The sequence below is a fragment of the Paenibacillus sp. MAEPY2 genome, from assembly GCF_000499205.1.
GTDB lineage: Bacteria > Bacillota > Bacilli > Paenibacillales > Paenibacillaceae > Paenibacillus > Paenibacillus vandeheii.
In genome coordinates this window covers 122,891-146,721 of the sequence record NZ_AWUK01000004.1, presented here as the reverse complement: position 1 = coordinate 146,721, position 23,831 = coordinate 122,891, and the positions used below count along the sequence as shown (strand labels likewise).

At 46.7% G+C, this 23,831-nt stretch carries 19 protein-coding genes and 1 other annotated feature; of the genes, 16 read left to right on the top strand and 3 right to left on the bottom strand.

Features of this window, described 5'->3' with window-relative positions:
* The first annotated feature begins 21 nt into the window (after nt 1-21).
* The gene (locus P364_RS0102125; protein WP_024628515.1) at nt 22-792 is read left to right on the top strand and encodes a class I SAM-dependent DNA methyltransferase; all 771 of its coding nucleotides are present in this window, start codon (nt 22-24) and stop codon (nt 790-792) included.
* Between the two features lie 309 nt (nt 793-1,101).
* Nucleotides 1,102-1,368: a binding site (T-box leader), on the top strand.
* 71 nt (nt 1,369-1,439) lie between these two features.
* Nucleotides 1,440-3,884 carry a leucine--tRNA ligase gene (gene leuS / locus P364_RS0102120; RefSeq protein ID WP_024628514.1) on the top strand — a complete coding sequence of 815 codons (2,445 nt, stop codon included), beginning with the start codon at nt 1,440-1,442 and terminating at the stop codon, nt 3,882-3,884.
* Here the strand turns inward: leuS and comER are convergent.
* Complete coding sequence (gene comER / locus P364_RS0102115) at nt 3,865-4,710, bottom strand: late competence protein ComER (protein WP_024628513.1); 846 nt, start codon at nt 4,708-4,710, stop codon at nt 3,865-3,867. The genes leuS and comER overlap by 20 nt on opposite strands.
* Before the next feature lie 186 nt (nt 4,711-4,896).
* On the opposite strand from comER, the gene P364_RS35980 reads away from it, so the two are divergent.
* The 4 genes from P364_RS35980 (at nt 4,897) to P364_RS0102095 (ending at nt 11,257) form a co-directional block, all read left to right on the top strand.
* Nucleotides 4,897-5,487, top strand: coding sequence for a ComEA family DNA-binding protein (locus tag P364_RS35980; RefSeq protein ID WP_024628512.1), 591 nt, complete (start codon nt 4,897-4,899; stop codon nt 5,485-5,487).
* A 147-nt stretch (nt 5,488-5,634) separates the two neighbouring features.
* Nucleotides 5,635-6,156, top strand: coding sequence for a deoxycytidylate deaminase (locus P364_RS0102105; protein ID WP_024628511.1), 522 nt, complete (start codon nt 5,635-5,637; stop codon nt 6,154-6,156).
* A 103-nt stretch (nt 6,157-6,259) separates the two neighbouring features.
* On the top strand, nt 6,260-9,124 hold the full coding sequence (locus P364_RS0102100; RefSeq protein WP_024628510.1) for a ComEC/Rec2 family competence protein: 2,865 nt from the start codon (nt 6,260-6,262) through the stop codon (nt 9,122-9,124).
* Nucleotides 9,125-9,247: 123 nt separating this feature from the next.
* Nucleotides 9,248-11,257, top strand: a complete 2,010-nt coding sequence (locus P364_RS0102095) for a copper amine oxidase N-terminal domain-containing protein (protein WP_052016455.1) — start codon at nt 9,248-9,250, stop codon at nt 11,255-11,257.
* A 122-nt stretch (nt 11,258-11,379) separates the two neighbouring features.
* On the opposite strand, the gene P364_RS0102090 is transcribed toward P364_RS0102095, so the two are convergent.
* On the bottom strand, nt 11,380-11,682 hold the full coding sequence (locus tag P364_RS0102090; RefSeq protein WP_024628508.1) for a hypothetical protein: 303 nt from the start codon (nt 11,680-11,682) through the stop codon (nt 11,380-11,382).
* A 350-nt stretch (nt 11,683-12,032) separates the two neighbouring features.
* On the opposite strand from P364_RS0102090, the gene P364_RS0102085 reads away from it, so the two are divergent.
* From P364_RS0102085 to holA, 3 genes are all read left to right on the top strand, one after another.
* Entirely contained in the window at nt 12,033-12,581 is a 549-nt protein-coding gene (locus P364_RS0102085) for an RNA polymerase sigma factor (RefSeq protein WP_024628507.1), read from the top strand.
* Nucleotides 12,578-13,828 carry an anti-sigma factor family protein gene (locus tag P364_RS0102080; RefSeq protein ID WP_024628506.1) on the top strand — a complete coding sequence of 417 codons (1,251 nt, stop codon included), beginning with the start codon at nt 12,578-12,580 and terminating at the stop codon, nt 13,826-13,828. Before P364_RS0102085 ends, P364_RS0102080 begins: the two co-directional genes overlap by 4 nt.
* A gap of 258 nt (nt 13,829-14,086) precedes the next feature.
* Complete coding sequence (gene holA, locus P364_RS0102075; RefSeq protein WP_024628505.1) at nt 14,087-15,103, top strand: DNA polymerase III subunit delta; 1,017 nt, start codon at nt 14,087-14,089, stop codon at nt 15,101-15,103.
* A gap of 165 nt (nt 15,104-15,268) precedes the next feature.
* Here holA and rpsT read toward each other — a convergent pair whose 3' ends face one another.
* A complete protein-coding gene (gene rpsT / locus P364_RS0102070; protein WP_024628504.1) occupies nt 15,269-15,541 on the bottom strand; it encodes a 30S ribosomal protein S20 in 273 nt (90 codons plus the stop codon).
* A gap of 175 nt (nt 15,542-15,716) precedes the next feature.
* On the opposite strand from rpsT, the gene gpr reads away from it, so the two are divergent.
* The 7 genes from gpr (at nt 15,717) to hrcA (ending at nt 23,814) form a co-directional block, all read left to right on the top strand.
* The gene (gene gpr, locus P364_RS0102065) at nt 15,717-16,718 is read left to right on the top strand and encodes a GPR endopeptidase (RefSeq protein ID WP_024628503.1); all 1,002 of its coding nucleotides are present in this window, start codon (nt 15,717-15,719) and stop codon (nt 16,716-16,718) included.
* A 161-nt stretch (nt 16,719-16,879) separates the two neighbouring features.
* Nucleotides 16,880-18,175, top strand: a complete 1,296-nt coding sequence (locus P364_RS0102060) for a stage II sporulation protein P (protein ID WP_024628502.1) — start codon at nt 16,880-16,882, stop codon at nt 18,173-18,175.
* A gap of 45 nt (nt 18,176-18,220) precedes the next feature.
* Nucleotides 18,221-18,580 (top strand): hypothetical protein, encoded by a 360-nt coding sequence (locus P364_RS0102055; protein WP_024628501.1) that lies wholly within the window; start codon nt 18,221-18,223, stop codon nt 18,578-18,580.
* Between the two features lie 146 nt (nt 18,581-18,726).
* The gene (gene lepA, locus P364_RS0102050; RefSeq protein WP_024628500.1) at nt 18,727-20,541 is read left to right on the top strand and encodes a translation elongation factor 4; all 1,815 of its coding nucleotides are present in this window, start codon (nt 18,727-18,729) and stop codon (nt 20,539-20,541) included.
* A gap of 215 nt (nt 20,542-20,756) precedes the next feature.
* A complete protein-coding gene (gene hemW / locus P364_RS0102045) occupies nt 20,757-21,941 on the top strand; it encodes a radical SAM family heme chaperone HemW (RefSeq protein ID WP_024628499.1) in 1,185 nt (394 codons plus the stop codon).
* Between the two features lie 116 nt (nt 21,942-22,057).
* On the top strand, nt 22,058-22,528 hold the full coding sequence (locus P364_RS0102040; RefSeq protein ID WP_024628498.1) for an N-acetyltransferase: 471 nt from the start codon (nt 22,058-22,060) through the stop codon (nt 22,526-22,528).
* A 254-nt stretch (nt 22,529-22,782) separates the two neighbouring features.
* Nucleotides 22,783-23,814 (top strand): heat-inducible transcriptional repressor HrcA, encoded by a 1,032-nt coding sequence (gene hrcA, locus P364_RS0102035; RefSeq protein ID WP_024628497.1) that lies wholly within the window; start codon nt 22,783-22,785, stop codon nt 23,812-23,814.
* The last annotated feature ends 17 nt before the right edge of the window (nt 23,815-23,831 follow it).

Below are 23,831 nucleotides of genomic sequence, written 5' to 3'. Positions count from 1 at the left end.
ATTGAAAGTGCGGTGCCTGACATGTCTTACCGGAAATTTGCCTATGTGTACGATGAATTAATGGAGGATATGCCTTATCCGGACTGGATAAGGTTTGCGAGAACAGCTTGGGAACGGCATGGCATGCCAAAAAGTGTGGCTGAACTGGGCTGCGGTACCGGTTCAATTACGATCCCCCTGGTCAACTCCGGCTTCGAAGTTACAGGCATTGACCTGTCAGCGGACATGTTGTCTGTTGCACGCAGTAAAATGGAGGCTACACCTCAAGGTCATCGCTTATATCGGGAGGGCAGCGTCCGCTGGGTGCAGCAAGATATGCGGGACTGGAGAGTACCGGAGCCTGTGGACTCGGTGATATCGTTCTGTGATTGCGTGAATTATTTGCTTGAAAAAGAAGATGTTGTCCGTACATTTCAGCGTACTTACGAGATGCTGAAGCCTGAGGGGACTTTCCTGTTTGATGTACATCATCCGAATACCCTTATTCGATACGAAGAGGAGCAACCTTTTGTGTTGGATGAACGCTCCGTGTCGTATATTTGGACCTGTGATATGGATCATGATCGGTGTGAGATTGAGCATCATCTGAGTATCTTTTCGCGTGCGGCTGAGAGCGGCAAGGATATGTACCAGCGGTTTGAAGAGGTTCATGTTCAGCGTGCATACGATCCAGACTGGATGAAGCTGGAGCTCACGAAGGCCGGTTTCAGAGATGTGCGTGTGTATGCTGATTTTGAGTGGAAAGAAGCGGGGGAAGGCGCACAGCGTCTATTCTATGTAGCGGTGAAATAAGATTATGATGTTGAACTGTCCTTATGATACATAGGGGCAGTTTTTGTTACAACAGATAGTGAACGGAAAAGAAGAAGTTTATATGAACTCTACTTTGATCTGATGCTGAGAGAGAATCAAGTGTACTTATCGTCAATACAATAACAAGGAACACATTCAGTGGACGATGGATAATCTGAAAGAAGGAATCAAGTGATTCCGGTCGTCTTGATGTGTATACTCATGCATGGCATTGTTTATAGTCAACAAACAGTGTAATATTGACTTTAATGCTTCTTTTTTATATAATGTTCCCGATCATATCGTATACATATTTCGATGATAAGGATCAGTAGTGAGTCCTGTACATGACAGAGAGCCGACGGTTGGTGCAAGTCGGTTGACAGTATTTCACGAACTCGCCTTGGAGAAATGCGGTGATTACACCATCTTGCAACCGACGAAGCAACACTTGTGTTCAGGAATGGAAATCCGCATCGGTTAACCGCCGTTACAGGTCCAAAGGGAGTGGATGACGAAGCACGATCGTCCGCTAACTAGGGTGGTACCACGGGAATTCAACCTCTCGTCCCTAGCGCTGCAAACGCTACGGGATGCTGAGGTTTTTTTGTTGCAATAAATGTGAATAACCAGAGGAGGAACAATAGATGAGCGAGAATCAACAGCCAAAACACGGCTATAAGCCACAAGTTATGGAAAAAAGTTGGCAGCAATACTGGGATGACAATAAAACGTTTAAAACGGGTGAGGACCCTTCTAAACCTAAGTTTTACGCACTGGATATGTTCCCGTATCCATCCGGCTCAGGCCTGCACGTAGGTCACCCGGAAGGATACACGGCAACGGATATCGTATCCCGTTTCAAACGTATGCGCGGCTTTAATGTACTGCATCCAATGGGTTGGGACGCTTTTGGCCTGCCTGCCGAGCAGCATGCATTGGATACGGGTGAGCATCCGCGTGATATCACCTTCCGCAACATTGATAATTTCCGTCGTCAAATTAAATCACTCGGTTTCTCCTATGATTGGGATCGGGAGATCAGCACAACTGACCCTGAATATTACAAATGGACGCAATGGATCTTTATCCAGTTGTACAATAAAGGCCTGGCTTATGTTGATGAAGTACCTGTGAACTGGTGTGAAGCATTGGGTACGGTACTGGCGAACGAAGAGGTTATTGACGGCAAGAGTGAGCGTGGTGGACATCCGGTCGTTCGTAAACCAATGCGCCAATGGGTATTGAGAATTACGGAATATGCAGAGCGTTTGCTGGAAGATCTGGAGGAGCTGGACTGGTCGGAGAGCATCAAGGATATGCAGCGTAACTGGATCGGCAAATCGACCGGGGCAGAAGTTACTTTTGCCATTGAGGGTCATGAAGAAGTTATCAAGGTGTTTACGACACGTGCAGATACGTTGTTTGGCGCAAGTTATGCTGTATTGGCACCTGAGCATGAGCTGGTGGAAGTCATTACAACCCCAGAACAGCGTGAAGCAATCAAGGCATATCAGGAACAGGCTGCTCGCAAGAGTGATCTGGAACGCACCGACTTGGCTAAAGACAAATCAGGTGTGTTCACAGGAACTTACGCAATCAATCCGGTAAACGGAGCGAAGGTACCGATCTGGATCGCCGATTATGTTCTGGCTGGTTACGGCACAGGGGCAATCATGGCCGTTCCGGGGCATGACACTCGTGACTGGGAGTTTGCGAAACAGTTTGGTCTGGACATCATCGAGGTTGTACAGGGTGGCGACGTAACCCAAGAAGCTTACTCTGGAGACGGACCGCATGTGAACTCCGATTTCCTGAACGGATTGAACAACGAAGAAGCGATTGCGAAGATGATTGCCTGGTTGGAAGAGAACGGTAAGGGACAAGGCAAAACGACCTATCGTCTGCGTGACTGGTTGTTCAGCCGTCAGCGTTACTGGGGTGAGCCAATCCCGATTCTGCATCTGGAAGACGGAACGATGAAGACAGTGCCGGAAGACCAACTGCCTTTGCTGCTGCCGGATATTGACCAGATCAAACCTTCGGGTACTGGAGAATCACCGCTGGCGAATGTTACGGAATGGGTTAACACCGTAGATCCGGAAACAGGAATGAAAGCACGTCGCGAGACGAACACGATGCCACAATGGGCCGGTAGCTGCTGGTATTACCTGCGCTTTATCGATCCACACAATGACAAGGAACTGATCTCTCAGGAGAAACAGCAGCAGTGGCTGCCGGTTGATCTGTACATTGGTGGAGCTGAGCACGCGGTGCTTCACTTGCTGTACGCTCGTTTCTGGCATAAAGTGCTGTATGATCTGGGTGTGGTGCATACCAAAGAGCCATTCCACAAATTGGTCAACCAAGGTATGATCCTGGGAACCAACAACGAGAAAATGAGTAAATCCCGTGGTAACGTTATTAACCCGGATGAGATCGTCAATGAATTTGGTGCAGACACATTGCGTCTGTATGAAATGTTCATGGGGCCTTTGGAGGCTACAAAACCGTGGAACGCTAACGGGGTTGAGGGCATGCACCGCTTCCTGTCACGTGTATGGCGTCTGTTCATCAATGAAGATACAGGTGCAATCAATGACAAGATTACAGCAGATGGTGGTACCGATGAGTTCAAACGGACGGCTCACAAAACCATCAAAAAGGTTACAGAGGATATGGAACATCTGCGTTTCAACACAGCAATCAGCCAGTTGATGATTTTCATCAACGATGCATACAAAGCAGATACGCTGTCACGTGAAGCGATGGAGAACTTTGTACAGTTGCTGTCACCACTGGCACCACATATGGCAGAGGAGCTGTGGAGCCGTCTTGGTCATGAAGGTGGAATCTCTTACGTAGCTTGGCCTGAGTATGATGAGTCCATGACGGTGGATGCCGAAGTGGAGATTGTTGTTCAAGTGAATGGCAAAATTGTAACTCGTGCTACGATCGCAAAGGATCTGGACGCACAGGGCATGCAGGACTTTACAATGGAACTGGCATCTGTGAAACAGGCACTGGAAGGCAAGACCGTTCGCAAGGTCATTGCCGTTCCAGGCAAACTCGTTAATATTGTTGCCGGTTAATCTCACCGGCTTTGAATAGCTCATCCAGCTTCAATAAATCTTCATCATATTTGTCATGAGTCGTCTGGATCAGGCTGTCAAAAACACCATCTAGACTCACCTTCAGCAGGGCAAGTGCCTGTGCGGTGATGCCGCCAGGTACAGCCACGCGAGCCTGAAGTTCTTGCGGGGTATATCCTCCTTCGGTGAGCAGCTTGCCTGTTCCCAGGAGCATCTCGCCAGCAAGAGCGCAGGCATCGGCTCGTTTGATATCTGTGAGCTTGACAGCACTCTCGATCCATTGCTCCAGAAAGAACGATATGAATGCAGGTCCGCAGCTGGAGAAGTCGGATGTGATCCGCGTACAGGCTTCATCCACTTGATAGGGTCTGCCGATATGACTGAGCAGCCCTTCCAGCAAAGCGCGGTCTTCGGTAGTCATTCGCTCACCGTGTATACACAGGGACGCTCCGCTGCCGACCTGGTGCGTAACACTGGGGATAACTTTGGAGACTTTGCAAGGAAGTGAAGATTCCAGATGGCGCAGCTGCACGGGACTGGTGATCGAGACGATTATATGATTGGGATTCACGACAGGCAGGATGTCGTCAATGACATGTTTGAATTCAAGCGGCTTCACGCATAGAAAGACGATATTGCTGCGGATGACGGTTTCCCGGTTGCTCTGTGATTCATGCAGACCAGGGTAACGGAGGGCTAGCTGCCGTACTTTGGAAGGGGTTCGATTGCTGGCGGCAATCTGCCGTGGCTCAAGTGCACCGGATTGAATCAAGGCATAGATCAGCAGGCTACCCATGCTGCCGGTTCCGATAAATCCAACCTTCATTGTTCAGGCCTCCTTTCATGCTTTACGGTAATGGCGCAGTTCTTTCCCTCTAGTGTATGCGTCAGGACCTGCTTGACATGACATGAAAAAAGTACAGCTTGGTTTACCAGGCAAGTCCAACGGTTCGGAAGCACCGCCCGTGTTCAGAATAGATTTATTTTGAAACCAGGGAGAGGTGTGGAAGACATGAGATGGAACAAGGGAATGACCATTGCTGCTGCGGTGGTTGGATGTATATTGATATTATGGTCGGGCAAAAGTGAACAGCCACCTTCTGGCTGGGAACCTATGCAGCTCGCCACCGAGAAGCCGACGATAGAGCAGGAAACCCCTGCTGTACAGTCGGCTACTTTGGTTCAGGAACAAACGAAGGCTCCCGGTGCAGATCAGAGACCTTCAACTACTGAGGCCTCCACAGAGACGAACCAGATTAATGCTACGACGGAAAAGGTAGCTAATCAGAGCGTTGCAGGCAACAACCAAACGGATGTTTCAATAGATGTGGGAGAAACAAAGTCGGATGTACCTGTGGTTTCACCAGACAATAATCAAGCATTGGTCGGCAATGAAGCTGTTGACAATGGTAAAATTGATGTCAATACAGCTCCGGTAGCCAAGCTTATGGACCTCCCTGGAATTGGGGAGAAAAAGGCGCAAGCCATTATTGATTATCGTAATTCGCATGGACCTTTTACCAAAGTCAGCGACCTGACCAAAGTGAAAGGAATCGGAATGAAGATGCTGGAGAAAATGGCTCCTTATGTGCAGATCAGGTAGTAACAATATATTAAATATTACGATATAAGTTGGATTTGATAAGTTGGATTTGAAATGACATTACAGCAATCGAAAGGTTTCTGTACGCTGGGTGTCTGGATGAAATCTATATGGATTCAACTTGTATCGGACGGGAGGGAAACGGTTATGAGTACAACAGACGTACGCAAAGACTGGGATACGTATTTCATGGACATCGCATATATGGTCTCAACCCGTTCCCGCTGTTCACGCCGTCATGTTGGCGCCGTACTTGTTCAGGGGAAGAAACTGCTTGGAACAGCTTATAATGGTGCGCCCATGGGAGTTCCGGACTGCTCTGAAGCAGGGTGCATGATCTCGGAAGAATATGAGCTGGTGGTAACCGACGGTCAGGAGGAAATGGTCAAAAAGCAACGCTGTATTCGTACCATTCATGCGGAGCAGAACTTGCTTTTGTTCACTGATCGCATTGACCGCGAAGGCTCTTCTGTATATGTTACGGATGAACCTTGCTGGACTTGCTCCAATATGCTCGCGAATAGCGGCATTACAGAAATCGTATTTCATCGCCCATATCCCAAGGATACAGGCAAGGTTACGGACATGATGAAGCAAAAAGGCATTACGTTTCGCCGACTGGAAAATTACCAGCCTCCGCGTGAGACGATGATGACGGTAAGTGACTAGAACACATATAATATCAAATTTGCGGGGAAGAACCTCCGGTTGCTGGAACAGCTGCCGGGGGTTTTTCTGCGTTCATACGCGCAAAAAGAAGGAGGCAAAGAAAATGAAAGGCAGACCTTTACTGGTATTTACCGTCTGCTGGTTATGCGGTAGCGGGATGGCATGTGCGTTATCAGGCTGGTCCCTGCTCGTAGGAATGATTGGCGCGCTCGTTTGTCTGCCGTTGTTGCTACGAATGATTGATATACGCGGTTGGTCCATCTTGTTACTGATCGGAGCACTCATCGGCGGTGCTGTGCACTGGGAATGGAATGATACGCGGAATCGGAGCAGTCTGCCCGAGATCACACATACGGCTGCCGAGGATTTGGATGGTTATGCAGCTACATTTGAAGGAACCCTGATGTCGGATGTACGCATAGATGGGGATCGGGCCGATTTTGAAATGCAGATTACCTCCATGCTCCCGCAATCCGATACAACATTGGCACCAGCGTCGGAAGCGCGAACTGAGCCTAACTTGAGAGAACGTCTGATGGTCCAAGTTCGTCTGGCTGAGGAAGAAGAACAGCAGGTAGCAGCAGGCTGGAAGCGAGGGGATACGATAACGTTGACGGGTGCGCTTGCGCTTCCCGGCGAAGCCAGAAACTTTGGCGGATTTGACTATCGAAATTACTTAAGGACTCTTCATATCCATTGGTTGTTTAAAGTGAAGGGTGCCAGCTCGGTAACCAACATTCCGCCTGAAGGACTGGGGAAACTCAATATTCTCCGGTGGAATGACGTGGTCAGACATAAGCTCGGCGCAGCGGTAGAACAGTTATTCCCCGAACCTCATGCTGGATATATGAAAGGTCTGATTATTGGGATGTCTAAAGATATAGATCCAGATACATATGGTCAGTTTTCACAGCTTGGTTTAACTCATATCTTGGCGATCTCCGGAACGCATGTCGCGGTGTATGTGGCATCGCTGCTGCTCCTTTTATCCTGGCTTAGGTTAACCAGGGAAACATCGCTCACCATTGTGTTGCTGTTAATACCTGCATATGTACTATTGTCTGGCGGTTCGCCATCGGTGATTCGTGCGGGAATTATGTCGATGATTGGTTTGTATATGGCGCGGCGTGGGCTTGCCAGGGATGGGTTGCAGATGATTAGTGCAGCAGCGTTGTTGATGATGTGGTGGAACCCGTATTTTTTACTAAGCGTGAGTTTCCAGCTATCCTTTCTGGTAACAGCCGGACTGATGATATATATGCCGCTGATTAATCGACTATTTAGTAGTTGGCCCAAAGGACTTGCAGCAACAGCTTCCGTGACGGTAACAGCACAGCTGATTTCTTTTCCGGTAACGATTCTGTATTTCAACCAGTTTTCACTGCTGTCATTTGTTGCAAACTTCCTGCTAGTCTCCTTGATTAGCGCGATTGTGCTTCCGCTTGGAACGGTAGCCCTGATTTTATCGCTTCTTTGGATGCCTCTGGCTAAACCGTTGGCGTGGATTGCTATTTTGCTGAACAAAATGACCTTTGCAAGTACGGAGTGGATGAACAGCTTGCCGGGCTTTGTGCTGATATGGGCTACACCTTCGTTGCTGTGGATTGCAGCATATTATGCTGTTCTCTATGCGCTTTTGCGTACCCTTCATCGCGGCTCAGGTGAACAGCCTATTGCCCAGGGCTCAGAAGAGGACACGGCTCCTCTGGTTCATCGGCATGCTGGAGGATCGTCCAGAGCGGCTCTGGGGCTGTCTGCGTTGTCTAACGTATCATCACATGGATTAAATAAAGATGGACGTGAAGCTAATCATGGTTCAATGACCACATTAAGTGCAAGCATAGCCTGGCCGGAATATAGCAGTGCATTTGCTGCGCGTGGGGCGGGTTTTTACTCTGGTGAACGGATGAACATCTTCCACAAATGGATGTGTGCCCTGTTGGCCATTAGCTTTGTAGCGGGACTATGGTGGGCATACCAGACGCCCCAGCCTGCGGGTGCGGGAGTGGTGCAATTTTTGGATATTGGACAAGGCGACAGCACACTAATTACAACTCCCGGAGGTAAACATATTTTGGTCGATGGCGGGGGCACGGTCCAGTTTGGAAAGTCCGAACAATCCTGGAAGACACGGCGTGATCCATATGAAGTAGGGGCCAAGGTGGTAGTTCCTTTATTGAAAAAACGAGGCATTCATCGACTGGACGCCGTAATCGTAACCCATGCTGATCAGGATCATGCCGGGGGATTACAGGCGGTGCTTGAACAAATTCCGGTGAAACGATTCATGTTCAATGGGACAACTAGCGGTACAGCCAATTTTGAGAAATTGCTGGATACAGCTATCGAGAAGAAGATTCCGTTATATGCCATTCGCCAGGGGATGTCCTACGCGCCGGATGGAGAGACCAGATTACATTTTATATATCCGGATCTGGAGAAAACGATGGATACAGGAGAAAGATTGCCCGTTTCGGAACATCAGAATCATGATTCGGTTGTCTTTATGCTGGAAATGGCAGGCGCCTCCCTATTGTTCACAGGAGATATGGATGCTGCAGCCGAGCAGGATCTGCTCTATATGATTCAGGATGGATCTCTCGCAGCCTCATTTGTACAGCAGGATGCAGATGCTGCATTAGCAGATGTTTCCGTTCAGGAGATGTTTACACGTCAGGCGGGGGAAAATCATGAGGATGCTCCGGTCACCATTGATGTGTTAAAAGTTGCACATCACGGGAGCAAAACTTCTTCTACCGAAGCTTGGTTACAGTACTGGAATGCATCGGCTTCCGTGATATCTGCAGGGGCCAACAATACATATGGACATCCCAATCCTGGAGTGCTTGAACGTCTTGTGGATTCGGGTACAGACATCTATCGTACAGATCAAATGGGGGAGATTCAGATGAGGATTAAAGACGGGGATATTGATGTGCGCTACAAATTGGTTCCAAACAGCCCATAATGATTTTTTCATCGTGGAGGATAATGGTTATTTTTACCGAATAATACTTAGGCTCAGTTTTGATTAAAGAGCAGAGATACCTAGTGATCGTAGCAACATACATAATAAGAAGGGATCAAAAAAATGGAACTTGTAGAATTCACTCAACGCAACAACAACGCAACACAGAAGAGTAGAGCTAGATGGATCAAAAGGACAATAGCATTATGGATGGGATTTTTAGTTATCGGATTGATAGCCGGTCAGTCCCCTGTGGTTGCGGCATCCAGCTCCAACAGCTCAATCTCTTCCGTGCTGGATCGTAATGACTATTTACTTGATAATGGTACAATTTGGTCCAAAGGGATCACCAGTGGAGTATGGACACAAAGTCGAGATTTGATCGGTATCTCAAAAGCTGACACTCACTCAGTCTTTGGGTGGACTGCTAATGGACAAGTCTATCGCTGGGATAAGGACAACGCGGATAAGCCAGATGTTTATCAATACAATGGAATCGTGAAGGTGTATGGGCATGGTCTGGTTCTTCTTCAGGATGGAACACTTCATACTAAAGGAGAACAGATTAAAGGTCTGGATTCCATTATTGATGTTGGTCCATATGATGAGGAATATGCTTATAGCGCATTATCCTCGTCAGGAGACGTTTATTATGCCGACTATCGAAACAAAGTGCGCAAAGCAGGCAAGGTACCTGATGGTAAAGCTATCGCAATGAACAGCGCATACGCAGCAGTATTAAAGAACGATGGTTCTGTAGTTATTGTAAGTGTGATGTACGAGGACGAACAGGTGACTATTGCTAGTGACGTCCAATCCATGATCTGGTGGGGAAGAACGCATAAGCTGCTCACGGTGAAGAATGATGGAACTGTATGGAGTTATGATCGAACCGCAAAATACAAGTCAGAACAATTGCCAGGATTAACTAATGTGAATCAGCTTGTACATTCGTATGATCTGGATGAACTATATGCACAATTACAAGACGGATCTTGGGTCATTTATGACAATGGGAAAATTACCCCACTCGTAGCTCCTTCTTTAAATAAAGTAACGTTGATTGCCTCTTCCAAAGAAGCATTTATTGGAGATAAAATCACACTTACTGTTCAGGAGAACTATAGCAATGGGTTCAAAATCAAGCGTATACCTTTGCCAGAAGAAATTATAGTAGAGCAACCTCAAGTTGCACAAATTGAAGGAGAAGGCAAACTAAAGGTTAGCGGAATGGGGACAACCCAAGTAACTTTAAAGATAGGTGATCTGACTTCGAGCATTCAACTGAACGTTAAATCAGAGCAAAAGCTTACAGGCGCTGCATTGTTAGACGGAACTGTATATTTACCAGTGCAGCCTGTTTTTAAAACACTGGGAGCCAAAGTTGATGTTAAAGGTTCATCTTTTGAGATTCAATTCGGAAATGAAAAAATTACTTTGCAAAAAGGAAGTGCAATTGCACACTTTAACAACAAGGAAATCAAGATGAAAGGAAAAGTGCAATCCCTCGATGGACAAACGGTATTCCCTGCACATCTGTTAAGCCAGACGGCAGGTATTCAAGTTCGATGGGACGCAGAGTTTAAACAGGCAAAAGTTCTGGTTGGAAAGTCATCCATCCTTGTTGAATCGAAGGATACCCTTGCTTTGATCAAGAAAAAAGAACTGGGTAGCCTTAGTAAATTAATTGGCAAGTCTTATTGGATCAATGATTATACGGATCTTGGACAACGTTTCAGCAGAGTGACCATAACAGATATTAAGATTGAGATGTCTGACTCTGGAGATAAGAGTTATTCCGTTGTGTTCCGTAATGCAAAAGGAAAAACGGTTGTTGCTTATGCAGGAGGGACTGCATCTAAGGTCACGGGGATGCTGTCAGATACCAATCAATTCTTTGCATACGATCCTTATCAGAAATACAAATGGTCCCAATCCACGTGGAATAAGATTATCGCTGGGGAAGTGGACTTGGGGATGAATATAACACAGGCTCGTTTGGCCTGGGGAGATCCAACAAGTATAACCCAAGAGATGAGTTCAAAGGGTAAAATTGAAGTGTGGGTATATAGCAGTTCGGCAGGTATACGTGCTTTAGGTTTTGTTGGCGGAAAACTGATTGTCATTTATTAATTGTATGTATGAAGAGTATCATCTACTCGTAGAATGAAACCAAAAGCCCTCTTTCCGTTATACTCCTCGGGGAGAATACCGGAAAGAGGGCCATTTTTTAAACATTTGGAATAATGTAAGAATTATTCAACGCCATCTTTGAAATGTTTGCTCCAATGTTTGTCGCCTTTGTGCAACAGATCTTCCACCGTTTTCTCAAGCGTCAGCAAGAGCTGTGCTCGTACATCAAGCACGGTTTCTCTGTACAAGCGTTCTTCCGTTCCGACGATTTTGTCGCCGTATAATGCTTGTGCAGCGGTGTACTTCCGATGTTCCTCAACCAGGGTATCAATAGACTGCAATGCATGTTCCACAAAATGGGATATGCTTTGATATTCTTTGGGCATTTGTTCTTTTAACGCTTGAATTTTTGCAAGAGCTGGCATGCTCATCACCTCGTGTTATGAATGTAAATTTACAATACACTGTTTTCATGAAAATTACATTAAAATGAGCTTAAATTTGTACAAAATTTGAACTTTTTTATTTTCAGTGCTATAAGTGTTGTTAGCTATAATGTATGCCATTGTAATTAAATTGAGTCGTGTAAGTACTGGAATGACTTTTGAGCTGGCTTGATGACTCGTTATGCAATTTCTGTTATTCTAAGAGAAGATTTCAGCGGCCCCAATACATAAGCCGTTATTTTGTTATGGCAATATAAAAATATACTTAACTTTGCAACAATTTTATTGATGGTCACGTCTGTAAGGTTGCAGGGAGAGGGGGATCCTTTGTGGTAGAGCCGGAACTCATCAGAGCCGCTCAATCGGGCGATCGCGACGCTCTAATTACCCTATTGCGGGACATTGAACAGCATGTTTATCGGACCGCATATTACATTCTAAATAATGAACAGGACGCTTTGGATGCTGCTCAGGAAGCGTTGATCCGAATTTACACCAAGATTAACTCATATGAGGAAAAGGCCCAGTTTAAGACATGGGTACAGCGCATCGTCACGAATATCTGTATTGATAAATTCAGAAGAACCAAGCCTTCCGTCTCCATTGACGAGCATGATATGGTTTTTCAGGACAATCAGGACGTGGAATTCGAAGTGATGTCCACGTATGTGGCAAAGGATATACAGGATGCTATTAATAAGCTACCTGAGCATCACCGTACCGTTATTGTTCTAAGATATTTGCAGGACTTATCCTATAACGAAATTGCGGATTGCCTCGATCTTCCGTTGAATACGGTTAAATCTTATTTATTTAGAGCTAGACAGCAATTACAGAATCTACTACAGGAGTATCAGAAAGGTGGTGTGACAGGATGAAATGCGAAGAGGTGGTGGAATGGATGCACCGGTATCTGGATCATGATCTGGGCGAGGCCGAAACCGCGCAGATGCTACAGCATGTAGCCCAATGCGCGGAGTGCGCCGAAAATTTTAGTTTGCTCAGAGCTCTCTCCAGAGAACTGGAAGATTTGCCGCAGGTAACCCCGAGATTCAGTCTGGTTGACGCCATTATGCCCCAATTGGATGCAATCGACGAAGCGAAAAGAGAACAAAGCAGTACAATACAGGAAATGAGTCCTGTCCCTGCTGCATTTGAGAATTTACAGCGTTCAAGTGAGCGGAAACCGAAGCAAAAATGGTTGAATTCCATGGCTGGTCGGATGTCCTTGGGTGCAGCAGCAGCAGCTGTTGTTCTCGGTATAGCAATCTTTGGATATCAGCCAGAGAAGATAGAGAATGCCGAAGTGATGATGAGCACTGGAAGTAATCAAGAAGGCGGAAATGCCGATCAAAATCCAGTGAGCAGAGAGATTAACAACGATGAACCATCCGCTGCATCGAGTGATAGCAGTTCATTAATTGAAGATTTTAACCAGCCATTTGTTGAAGATAAAAAACCTCCAGAGACTGCTCCTGAGGAAGATGGCTCCGAGAAGGCACAGGAACCTGTAACAAAGGAAAATCCAACGCCTAAACAGCCAGCTTCCGGGTCCGAAACGAACAAGAGTACTGATACGAAAGGCACTCCTTCCAGTTCCGATTCTGCTGATAGTACGAAAAGTGTGAATCAGCAAAAAAATGAGGATACAGGAACTGCTACCGCACCACCAGCAGGCTCTGATGGAAACGGAGCAACGGAGCCTGAAACTGGGGACGCACAATCATTCACTTCTCAGGATATGCCCGACATTAAGGTAGAAGAGCCAACGGAGAGTACGACGACTCCTGATTCCGAGACGGGCATGGATGCAGCGGGAGGCAACAAAGGATTCGCTGCCACAGATTCGGGTGCCCTTTCCAATACAACTCCAAAAGAATGGAAGTCACCAGATGGCTCCTATCTGGTCATGCTGCTCGACGATCAGATCAGCATCTACTCTAAATCTGCCAATGACCCGGATGTGCTTAATTTGGTCGAGCAGCGAAATGTGGGGGGGACGCTAAAATCTGCGAGTTGGTCCACGGATAGTACCGTATTCAATTATGAGACGGATAAAGATGGGACAACAGTGAAGAAATCATTTAATGTTTCCACTGCTTCGAGTGGAACTTCTGCCAAATAGGCGGTAAATCACACATTTGGACTCCAGACTTGCCGAACATTTCTGTTGCATTGAGAATATACTGGGAGTAACAACAACGTCCTATCTCAGTTACAACAACTGACGTCGTATGACCGCTATACCAGCCTTTTCTAGAATTGTTGGTGTTAGCGTTTATATAGATGTAGGACAGGGGGCCTTCATCCGTTAAGCGGATGTAAGGTCCCTTTGTTGTCTGTCACGTTTTCTGGTAGGATAAGAGGATAAGGGGGCACCGTGATGGATGTAAAGAGTGCGACAAAGGCAATACGTAGTGGGGAAACGGCTCCGGTATATGTGCTGTACGGAACGGAGAAATACCAGATACAGCAGTTTACGGATATGTTAAAAGAACAGGTTATTGAAGAAGAACACCGTGATTTTGCAATCATTCCATATGATCTCTCCGAAACAGCTGTGGAGGTGGTCATTGAAGAAGCGGAGACGGTTCCTTTTCTTGTTCCACGTAAACTTATCATTGTTCGCGATGCCAATTTGTTTACAGCGGGCAAGGATTCTAAAATTGATCACCAAGTTGACCGACTGCTTACATATATGGACAATCCGGCAGATTATAGTACTATAGTTTTCCTGGCACAAGGGGATAAGCTGGATGAACGTAAAAAACTGGTGAAGGCAGCCAAGAAACAAGCGGTTGTCCTTGCATTTGCTCCGCTGAGCGGTGAGGAGCTGCTGAGTTGGATTATAAAGCTGGCGAAGCAACGGGATGTTTCTTTTGAAGCTGGAGCGGCTGACACGCTTGTGAGCTATGCAGGAACAGGCCTGCAAACGTTATCTGCGGAAGTGGACAAGTTGTGTCTGTTCGCTGGTAACGGAGGCACGATCAAACGCGCGGATATCGAATCACTGGTGGCACGAAGTACAGAGCAGAATGTATTCGCAATGGTGGAAGAGCTTGCTAACTTGAGGCTGGAGAAGGCTTTGGGCCTTTTTTATGAGCTTCTGAAGCAGCGTGAAGAACCCATCAAAATTGCAGCGTTGATCGCCCGTCAATTCCGAATCATGATCCAGGTGAAAGAGTTAGGTCAGCAGAGTTACTCTCAACAGCAGATTGCCAGCCAGCTTGGTCTGCATCCGTACGCTGTGAAGATCGCCGGCGAGCAGGCACGTAAATTTCAGGCGGAACGTTTAAGGCTGATTTTGAGTCATCTCAGTGAACTGGATTATCAGATGAAGACGGGGGCAGTGGATAAAGTGTTGGGATTGGAGCTGTTCTTGTTAAGGCTTGGTGCATAAACATAGATATAACTGTAAGACAAAACGGCCTCTATTTCGTTGATCGTATGATCATCGGAATAGAGGCCGCTCTGTATGTGGGAGGCTTATAGAATCAGATACTAAAAAATCCTGAAAGCTCTTGCTGTTCAGGATTTTTCCATTAGATCGTATAAGTAACGCTTCTTACGCTTGTGCGGAAAGAGCGTTCAGTTTTTTCGCCAAGCGAGACTTTTTGCGGGCTGCAGCATTTTTATGAACCAGACCTTTAGTTACAGCCTTGTCCAGCTTTTTGGAAGCAGCTTGAATCGCAGCTTTTGCAGTATCAACTTCGTTACTTACCAGAGCAGCATCAGCAGCTTTAACAGCTGTACGGAGTGCAGATTTCTGGGAAGCGTTGAGTGCGCGGCGCTTGTCGCTCGTTTTTACGCGTTTAACAGCGGATTTGATGTTTGGCATTACATTCACCTCCTGTAAGGCATTTGCATGAATACAAACGTTTCACAACTTAAAATATTCTAGCATGCTGGCATGCAAATTGCAACCAATTTTCCTATGATGTTCGGTAGTGCTGCATAAAGCACACCATTTTCCCACACAATATGCTCAAATGCGGTAAGGGAGGCAGGGACAGATGACACTGGATTTGCAAAATTATGCAGTTCGCACCGACTTGGCGATTGACTCCAAGGAAATGGCTCAGGGTGGGCAGAAACAGACGATTCCCGGACTACGGGAAGATGTGGAAAAGAAAGACGGTATTACTATCACGCGTATTGATGTACTGGATGAAGCAGCTGCTACAGCCATTGGACGTGTGAAGGGGCACTACGTCACATTGGAGGTCCCTTCGCTTCGTAATGGGGATACCGATCTTCAGGAACGGGTGGCTGCAGAATTTACGCGAGAGATGGAAGATTTTTTGGCAAAGGCGGGCATCAACAAGTCGTCCAAGGTGCTGATTGTCGGTTTGGGCAACCTGAACGTCACACCCGATTCACTGGGTCCGCTGGTGGTGGAGAATTTAATGGTTACGCGCCAGTATTTTGAACTGGTACCGGATCAGGTTGCACCCGGTTATCGTGAAGTCAGTGCCATTGCGCCGGGTGTATTGGGCACAACAGGTATTGAATCCAGTGACATCGTGCAAGCGATTGTGGACCGGACGAAGCCGGATGCAATCATTGCGATTGATGCGCTGGCCTCACGCTCCCTGGAACGTGTCAATACAACGATTCAGGTCGCAGACATCGGCATCCATCCTGGCTCGGGCATTGGCAATAAGCGACGTGGATTGACACGTGAAATATTGGGTGTTCCCTGCATCGCCATCGGTGTGCCTACCGTATGTTATGCGTCCACTATCGTGAATAACGTCATTGAAATGATGCGTACTCATTTTAGACAAGAGACCGATCAGACGAAACAGATCATGGGCATGCTGGACGATATCGGTGAAAATGACCGCCTCAGTTTAGTAAAAGAAGTATTGGAGCCGCTGGGTCATGATCTGATTGTAACTCCCAAGGAAATCGACGAATTTGTCGAAGATATTGCCAATATTATTGCAACAGGTCTGAACGCAGCTCTCCATGATGCGGTAAATGCTGAGAATGTAGCTGCTTACACCCATTAATTGGAATTTGTAAGTTAAATGTTTGAGGCTCCTGAGAAGAAGGTCCGAATCTATCGGACTTTCTTTTTTTTGTGCAATCTTCTTTTTCCTGTTCTATCAAATCTGGCAGGCTCATAGAGTTGAAGTATAAGCGTTGTCCAGCAGGGAAGGAGACAGAAGCAATGAACAAAATATTGGCCTGGAATATTGGTAAATGGAAAAAAAGATGTTTGCACGTGCTGGCCATGGGCCGTACGTTGTTGTTGCTTATGATTATATCGGCCTTGTTTTTTGTAGTCCTCGGTCTGGGAGGTATGGCAGAGAAGCGGTTGAATAACTCGCCAGTCTCTACTATGAAAGGATTTGCGGGAGCTGTATCAAGCAGCTTTTTTGTGGACATGCTCGGCATGGAGATGCCGCATCTAACTCAAAAGGAACAGGCTTCTGCATTTTCTGGTGAAAATCTCACTTCGTTTGTATTTCAACTGCTAACGAATGTGAACCCGCAGGATCCCAAAAGCCTGATTGCTAGAGAAATGCCAGGCATGGGTTCCAATCAACCCGTACTGCTTCGACCGGGGTCAGGTAACGCCAAGGCTGAAGCCCCAGAAGATTATCAGCCGGGTCCTGGACTCATTGATACCGCCTCCGCAGGCGGTGGAAAGTCAGGTGGCGAGCAGCATGTTCCGCCAGGTCAGGATAATACCGATCCATCCGATCCGCAGGGATCGGGGGATGGCGAAGTCAAGGGAGATCCACCACCGCAGAGTGGCGGGAAGAATGAACCTAGCACACCAACGACAGGGAAAAAAGCGGTCCTTGTCTATCATTCCCACCCACGTGAAGGATACAACCCACTTTTGGGCACGAAAAGTGACAATCCTTCCTCTGGTAAATCTACGGGCAATGTTTTTCAAGTGGGAACCTATTTGTCCGACAGTCTGGAGAAGCTGGGCATAGGCGTGGAACACGCGCAGGAAGATTATCCGACCAAGGTCAAGGATTATAACTGGAATTATTCCTACAAATACTCCCGTCAGACCGTAAAAACTGCACTTGCTCAAAATGACGATCTTACGTACCTCATCGACATTCACCGTGACTCACAGCGTCATAACAAAACAACGACGACCATTAATAATCTGGGCTATGCCAAAGTATATTTTATTATTGGACATGAAAATCCAAACTGGCAGCAGAATGAAGCCTTTGCAGCGAAAATTCATAAAAAGCTGGAAGCAAAATATCCAGGGGTATCTCGCGGAGTGTGGGGTAAGGACGGTGGCGGAGCCAACAATGGCGAGTACAACCAGACGCTTTCACCCAACAGCATATTGATTGAGATTGGCGGTATCGACAATACAGCTGCTGAACTGGAGCGGACATCCAAAGTGCTCGCCGACATGATTGCAGAGGTGTACTGGGATGATCAGAAGGTGGACAAAGCGAGTGCGGAAAAAACATCTCAAGGCAGCTAGTATTCTTAAATAGAAGAATCAAAGATATAACAGGAGGCGAGGAATGTGTCCAGATTCGGTAAAAGATTGTTTTCCATCTGTGTATTAATGTTGCTGGGTGTTCTGTTTGGAATGCAGCTGGCAGGCAGCAACTTTAATAGAGGCGATGATTCGGCCGGCAACCCTGCAGTTGTGAAAACTCAGCCGGTGTCACCGTCTGCCGAATCTGTTCCGACCGAGCCCGTACAACAGGAGGTCAAAGAACCTCCAGCTGTACCTGTTCCGACACCGAGTCAGGTGCTTGGCGCAGAACAGAGTAAAGCACCCGTGGACGTGCTTGCCGACAAAACGGCAGGACTTCTCCAAAATCTGTCTCATAACGGAATGAAGTGGGTTGTATCCTTATTTAGCGGAGTCGCTGAATAAAAGACGATGAAATACAGGCACAATAAACCCTTGGGAGCTTGCGAATATGACGCATATTATAAAGTTGAGACAACGCGGGATTGATGCACCCTGCATCAACTGTTATAATGAAGTGATTGACACTAGGCTGTTTCTGGGGGTAAGGAATGACTGACATTCGGGCAAGACAACGTAAAATTCGTAACTTTTCTATTATTGCACATATAGATCACGGCAAATCAACACTTGCGGACCGGATCTTGGAGTACACAGGTGCGCTCACTTCACGTGAAATGCAGGAACAAGTTCTGGATAAGATGGACCTTGAACGCGAACGTGGAATAACGATCAAGCTACAAGCAGTAGCCTTGACTTACAAAGCAGATGACGGTGAAGAGTATTTATTGAATCTGATTGATACACCGGGACACGTAGACTTCACGTATGAAGTCTCACGCAGTCTTGCTGCATGTGAAGGTGCTCTGCTGGTTGTGGATGCGGCTCAGGGAATTGAAGCCCAAACACTTGCCAACGTGTATCTGGCATTGGATAACAACCTTGAAATTTTACCGGTTATCAACAAAATTGACCTTCCAAGTGCTGATCCTGAACGGGTGAAACAGGAAGTGGAAGATGTCATTGGCTTGGATACAAGCAATGCAGTTCTGGCTTCGGCCAAAGCAGGAATCGGAATTAAAGAGATTCTGGAGCAAGTTGTACAGAGTGTACCGGCACCTCAAGGTGATCCTGACCAGCCTTTGAAAGCGCTGATTTTTGACTCGCACTATGACCCTTACAAAGGTGTAATCGTCTATGTGCGTGTGATCGATGGCATGATCAAATCGGGTTCCAAAATCAAAATGATGGCAACAGGTAAATCGTTTGAAGTGATTGAAGTTGGAGCGTTCAAACCTCGCATGACCATCGTGGACGAGCTGAACGTCGGGGACGTTGGATTTATCGTTGCAGGTATCCGGCATGTAGGCGATACACAAGTCGGGGATACGGTAACAGACGCCAAAAATCCAACGCTTGAACCGCTGGCGGGCTACCGCAAAATTAATCCAATGGTATACTGCGGTCTCTATCCGATTGAAACATCGGACTATGTTGACCTGCGTGAAGCACTTGAGAAATTGCAGTTGAACGATGCGTCTCTGAGCTTTGAACCGGAAACATCCAGTGCACTCGGTTTTGGATTCCGTTGTGGATTTCTTGGGCTGCTTCACATGGACGTTATCCAGGAGCGGATCGAGCGGGAGTTTAACATTCCGTTGATCACAACTGCACCAAGTGTAATCTATCATGTAACCTTAACGAATGGTGAAGTGATGAGAATCGACAACCCATCCAACTATCCTGAGGTGGGACGGATTGATTACGTCGAGGAACCATACGTCAAGGCAGATATTATCGTACCGAATGATTATGTAGGTACGATTATGGAGCTGTGTCAGAATAAACGCGGTGAATATGTGAATATGGAATATCTGGACACCACGCGGGTTACCATTACCTATGAGATTCCGTTGTCCGAGATTGTATATGACTTCTTCGACCAGTTGAAATCCGGCACCAAAGGATATGCATCCCTGGATTATGAACTGTCCGGTTACCGTCAGTCCAATCTGGCGAAAATGGATATTGTACTTAATGGCGAACAGGTTGATGCTCTGTCCTTCATCGTTCACCGTGACCGTGCCTATAACCGCGGACGCATTGTCTGTGAGAAGCTGCGCGAGCTGATTCCACGGCAAATGTTCGAGGTGCCAATTCAGGCATCTGTAGGTACCAAGGTCGTTGCTCGTGAAACGGTAAAAGCCATGCGCAAAAACGTACTTGCCAAGTGTTATGGCGGTGACATCTCGCGGAAACGGAAACTGCTTGAGAAGCAGAAGGAAGGTAAGAAGCGGATGAAGCAGGTTGGTAACGTAGAGGTGCCGCAGGAAGCGTTCATGGCGGTGCTGAAAATTGATGATTAAGAACGCAATCTTCGGGTACATCAAGGCTTTGTGTATCGGAGAATGCGTTTAAAAAGACGTTTGCTTGCAAACGTCACGTGAAGCCTTTCGGTACATCAATAATTTGTGTATGAAAGGATGAACGAATTTTTGAGGTACAACACAGAATAACCAATAAACCAAGCTGAAAGGGAAGCCGGATGGCTTTCCTTTTTTCAAATAGAGGGGGACTTGCCATGACATTGGCAGCACACAGCCGGAAGACAGGTGCACCCCAAGCGGTGTATCTTCACATTCCCTTTTGCACAAATAAATGTTTCTACTGCGATTTTAACTCCTATGTATTGAAGGACCAGCCTGTTATGCAATATCTTGAAGCGCTGGAACGGGAGATGGAACATACAGTTAAAGCGAATCCGCCGGGAGAAATCAAAACCATATTTGTAGGCGGCGGAACGCCGACTGCACTGAAACCGGACGAAATGGCCGTATTCCTGAAGTCCGTTAAAACCTATTTCCCGAACTGGGCAGACGATATCGAGTTTTCAATGGAAGCTAACCCGGGCACGACCGATGCAGAGAAGCTCGCAGTTATGAAAGAAGGCGGAGTGAACCGCGTCAGCTTTGGGGTACAGGCTTTTCAAAATGACCTGCTGACAGGCATTGGCCGGATTCATAATACAGATGATGTATACCGCAGTTTGGAAAATGCCCGAGCAGCTGGATTGCATAACTTGTCCATTGACCTAATGTTTGGTTTGCCAAACCAGACTGTCGAGATGCTGAACGAAAGTATCGACAAAGCGCTGGAACTGGATCTGCCGCATTACTCCATATACAGCCTGAAGGTGGAGGAGAATACTCTTTTCCATACGTTATATCAGAAGAACCAGCTACCGCTTCCTCATGAAGATGACGAGTTGCAAATGTATCTTCTATTAATGAAGCGTATGAAAGAAGCAGGTTACGGACAATACGAGATCAGTAACTTTGCCAAACCCGGCTTCGAGAGCCGTCACAATATCACGTACTGGCGCAATGAAGACTATTACGGTCTGGGTGCAGGTGCACATGGATATGTAGGCCGCGAACGCCATATGAATATAAAAGGTATAAACCCGTATGTTGAAGCTTCCAAAGGAGGCCTGCCGCGTCTCGATCATTTTGAAATCAGCCGCGCCGAGGCCATGGAAGATTACCTGATGGTTGGGTTGAGAATGCTGGAGGGTGCTTCCTCCTCACGGTTTAGCGATCAGTTCGGGGAGCCTATGGAGGAAGTGTTTGCGAAGCCTTTGGGCAAAATGTTGAATGCAGGACTGCTGGAGAAGACGCCAGACGGCTTCCGGCTTAGTGAACAGGGCATCCTGTTCGGAAATGATGTTTTTGCCGAGTTTATCGGGTCCATATCGCTGAATTCGTAGCTTGAAATTCTATACGCTCTGTTGTATATTTATTCATATTGATTTTACAGAGCGTGTAATTTATACAACTACGAAGTCGGCTTTCCTCTGGAAAGCTTCTATAGGAGGAGAGCTGGATGTCGGCCATATGCAGAAAAGCCGTACCGGAAGATGTTGAACCATTATTTGAAATGATTAAGGGCTATGCAGAGAGTGGGATCATGCTTCCGCGTTCACGGGAAGTACTGCAACGGCAGCTGGATCACTTTGTCGTAGCTGAAGTGAATGGTGAGGTTGTGGGCTGTGGATCTCTCTGCCGTTTGGGCAATGATCTGGTGGAAGTCAGATCGCTCGGCATCTCCGAAGGTCACAAAGGCATGGGCATTGGCTCACTGCTGCTGGATCGGCTGGTAGAGGAAGCGGAGAAACAACAGATTCCCAAGGTCATGGCGTTAACATATGAAGTATCCTTTTTTCTCAAAAACGGTTTTGCCGTGGTGGATAAGGAGATTTTCCCGGAAAAAGTATGGACGGACTGTGTTCATTGCAGCAAACAGGATTGCTGTGATGAGATTGCCGTATTGAAAGAGTTGAACATTTCAGCCTGATAAACGAATGAACCGTATGGATTGAGCCGAGTAACACTCTATCTCACCTGCGGTTCTTTTTAATTCATGAGATGTACAGTAAATTAGTTATGTCTTGGAGACATTGGTCTATACTATAAATAGATGAGCGTACTCATCAAACTGACTTGACAATGTTCACGTCATTTTGGTATTTTTGTATTACCGCTTAGCACTCATCTAACTGGAGTGCTAACGACATGGGACAGTGCAGTCAGAAGGAGGGAATACTCACCATGTTAACAGAGCGTCAACGAATGATTCTGAACGCTATAGTGGATGACTATATCCGTTCAGCTGAGCCCGTAGGGTCCCGAAGCATTTCCAAAAGGGGAGATGTTGGATACAGTCCGGCGACGATCCGTAATGAAATGGCGGACCTTGAAGATATGGGCTTTCTGGAACAGCCGCATACATCTGCTGGACGCATTCCTTCGCACAAAGGCTATAGATATTATGTCGATCATTTGGTTCCGTGGAATCAGGTGGAGCCGCAAGAGCTGGACGATCTAAAGTCATTCTTTGCGGAAAAGCTGAACGTGATGGAACAAGTGATTCAGCATGCCTCGGTCATTTTGTCTCATATGACGAATTATACTTCGATCCTGCTCGGACCGGAAGTTTTTCACACGTCACTTCGTCATTTTCAACTGCTTCCGCTTAATGAAAGCGAGGCTGTGGCCATCATCGTAACGAACACGGGTCAGGTGGAGAACAAGACCGTTCAGATTCCACCCGAAATTTCGGTAGCGGAGATGGAGAATGTAGTTCGTTTATTAAACAGCAAGCTGGTCGGCGTGCCGATTTACAAATTAAAGTCTCGTCTCTACACCGAGCTTGGGCAAGAGATGGAACGGCATATTACACGTTATGAGGAAGTCATGCAGGTGCTGAACAGCGCCTTTGACAACGAGCATGACAATCGTCTGTTCCTTAGCGGTGCCACCAATATGTTGACCCAGCCAGAGTTTAAGGATATCGAAAAAGTAAAAGATATTCTGGACTTGCTAGATGAAACACCAACACTCATGAAATTGATGATGCCCGTGCAGGGTGGATCTGGTATTCAGGTGCGAATAGGCACCGAGAATGATCATGAAGCCTTCGCCAATTGCAGCCTGATAACGGCATCCTATTCATTGGATGGAGAGGCTTGGGGCTCCATCGGAATATTGGGACCTACGCGAATGGATTACGCACGTGTCATTCATATTTTAAATACATTATCCCGTGATTTGACGGCAATGCTAACACATCGCTTCAAATAAGGGAATGAACCATTTCA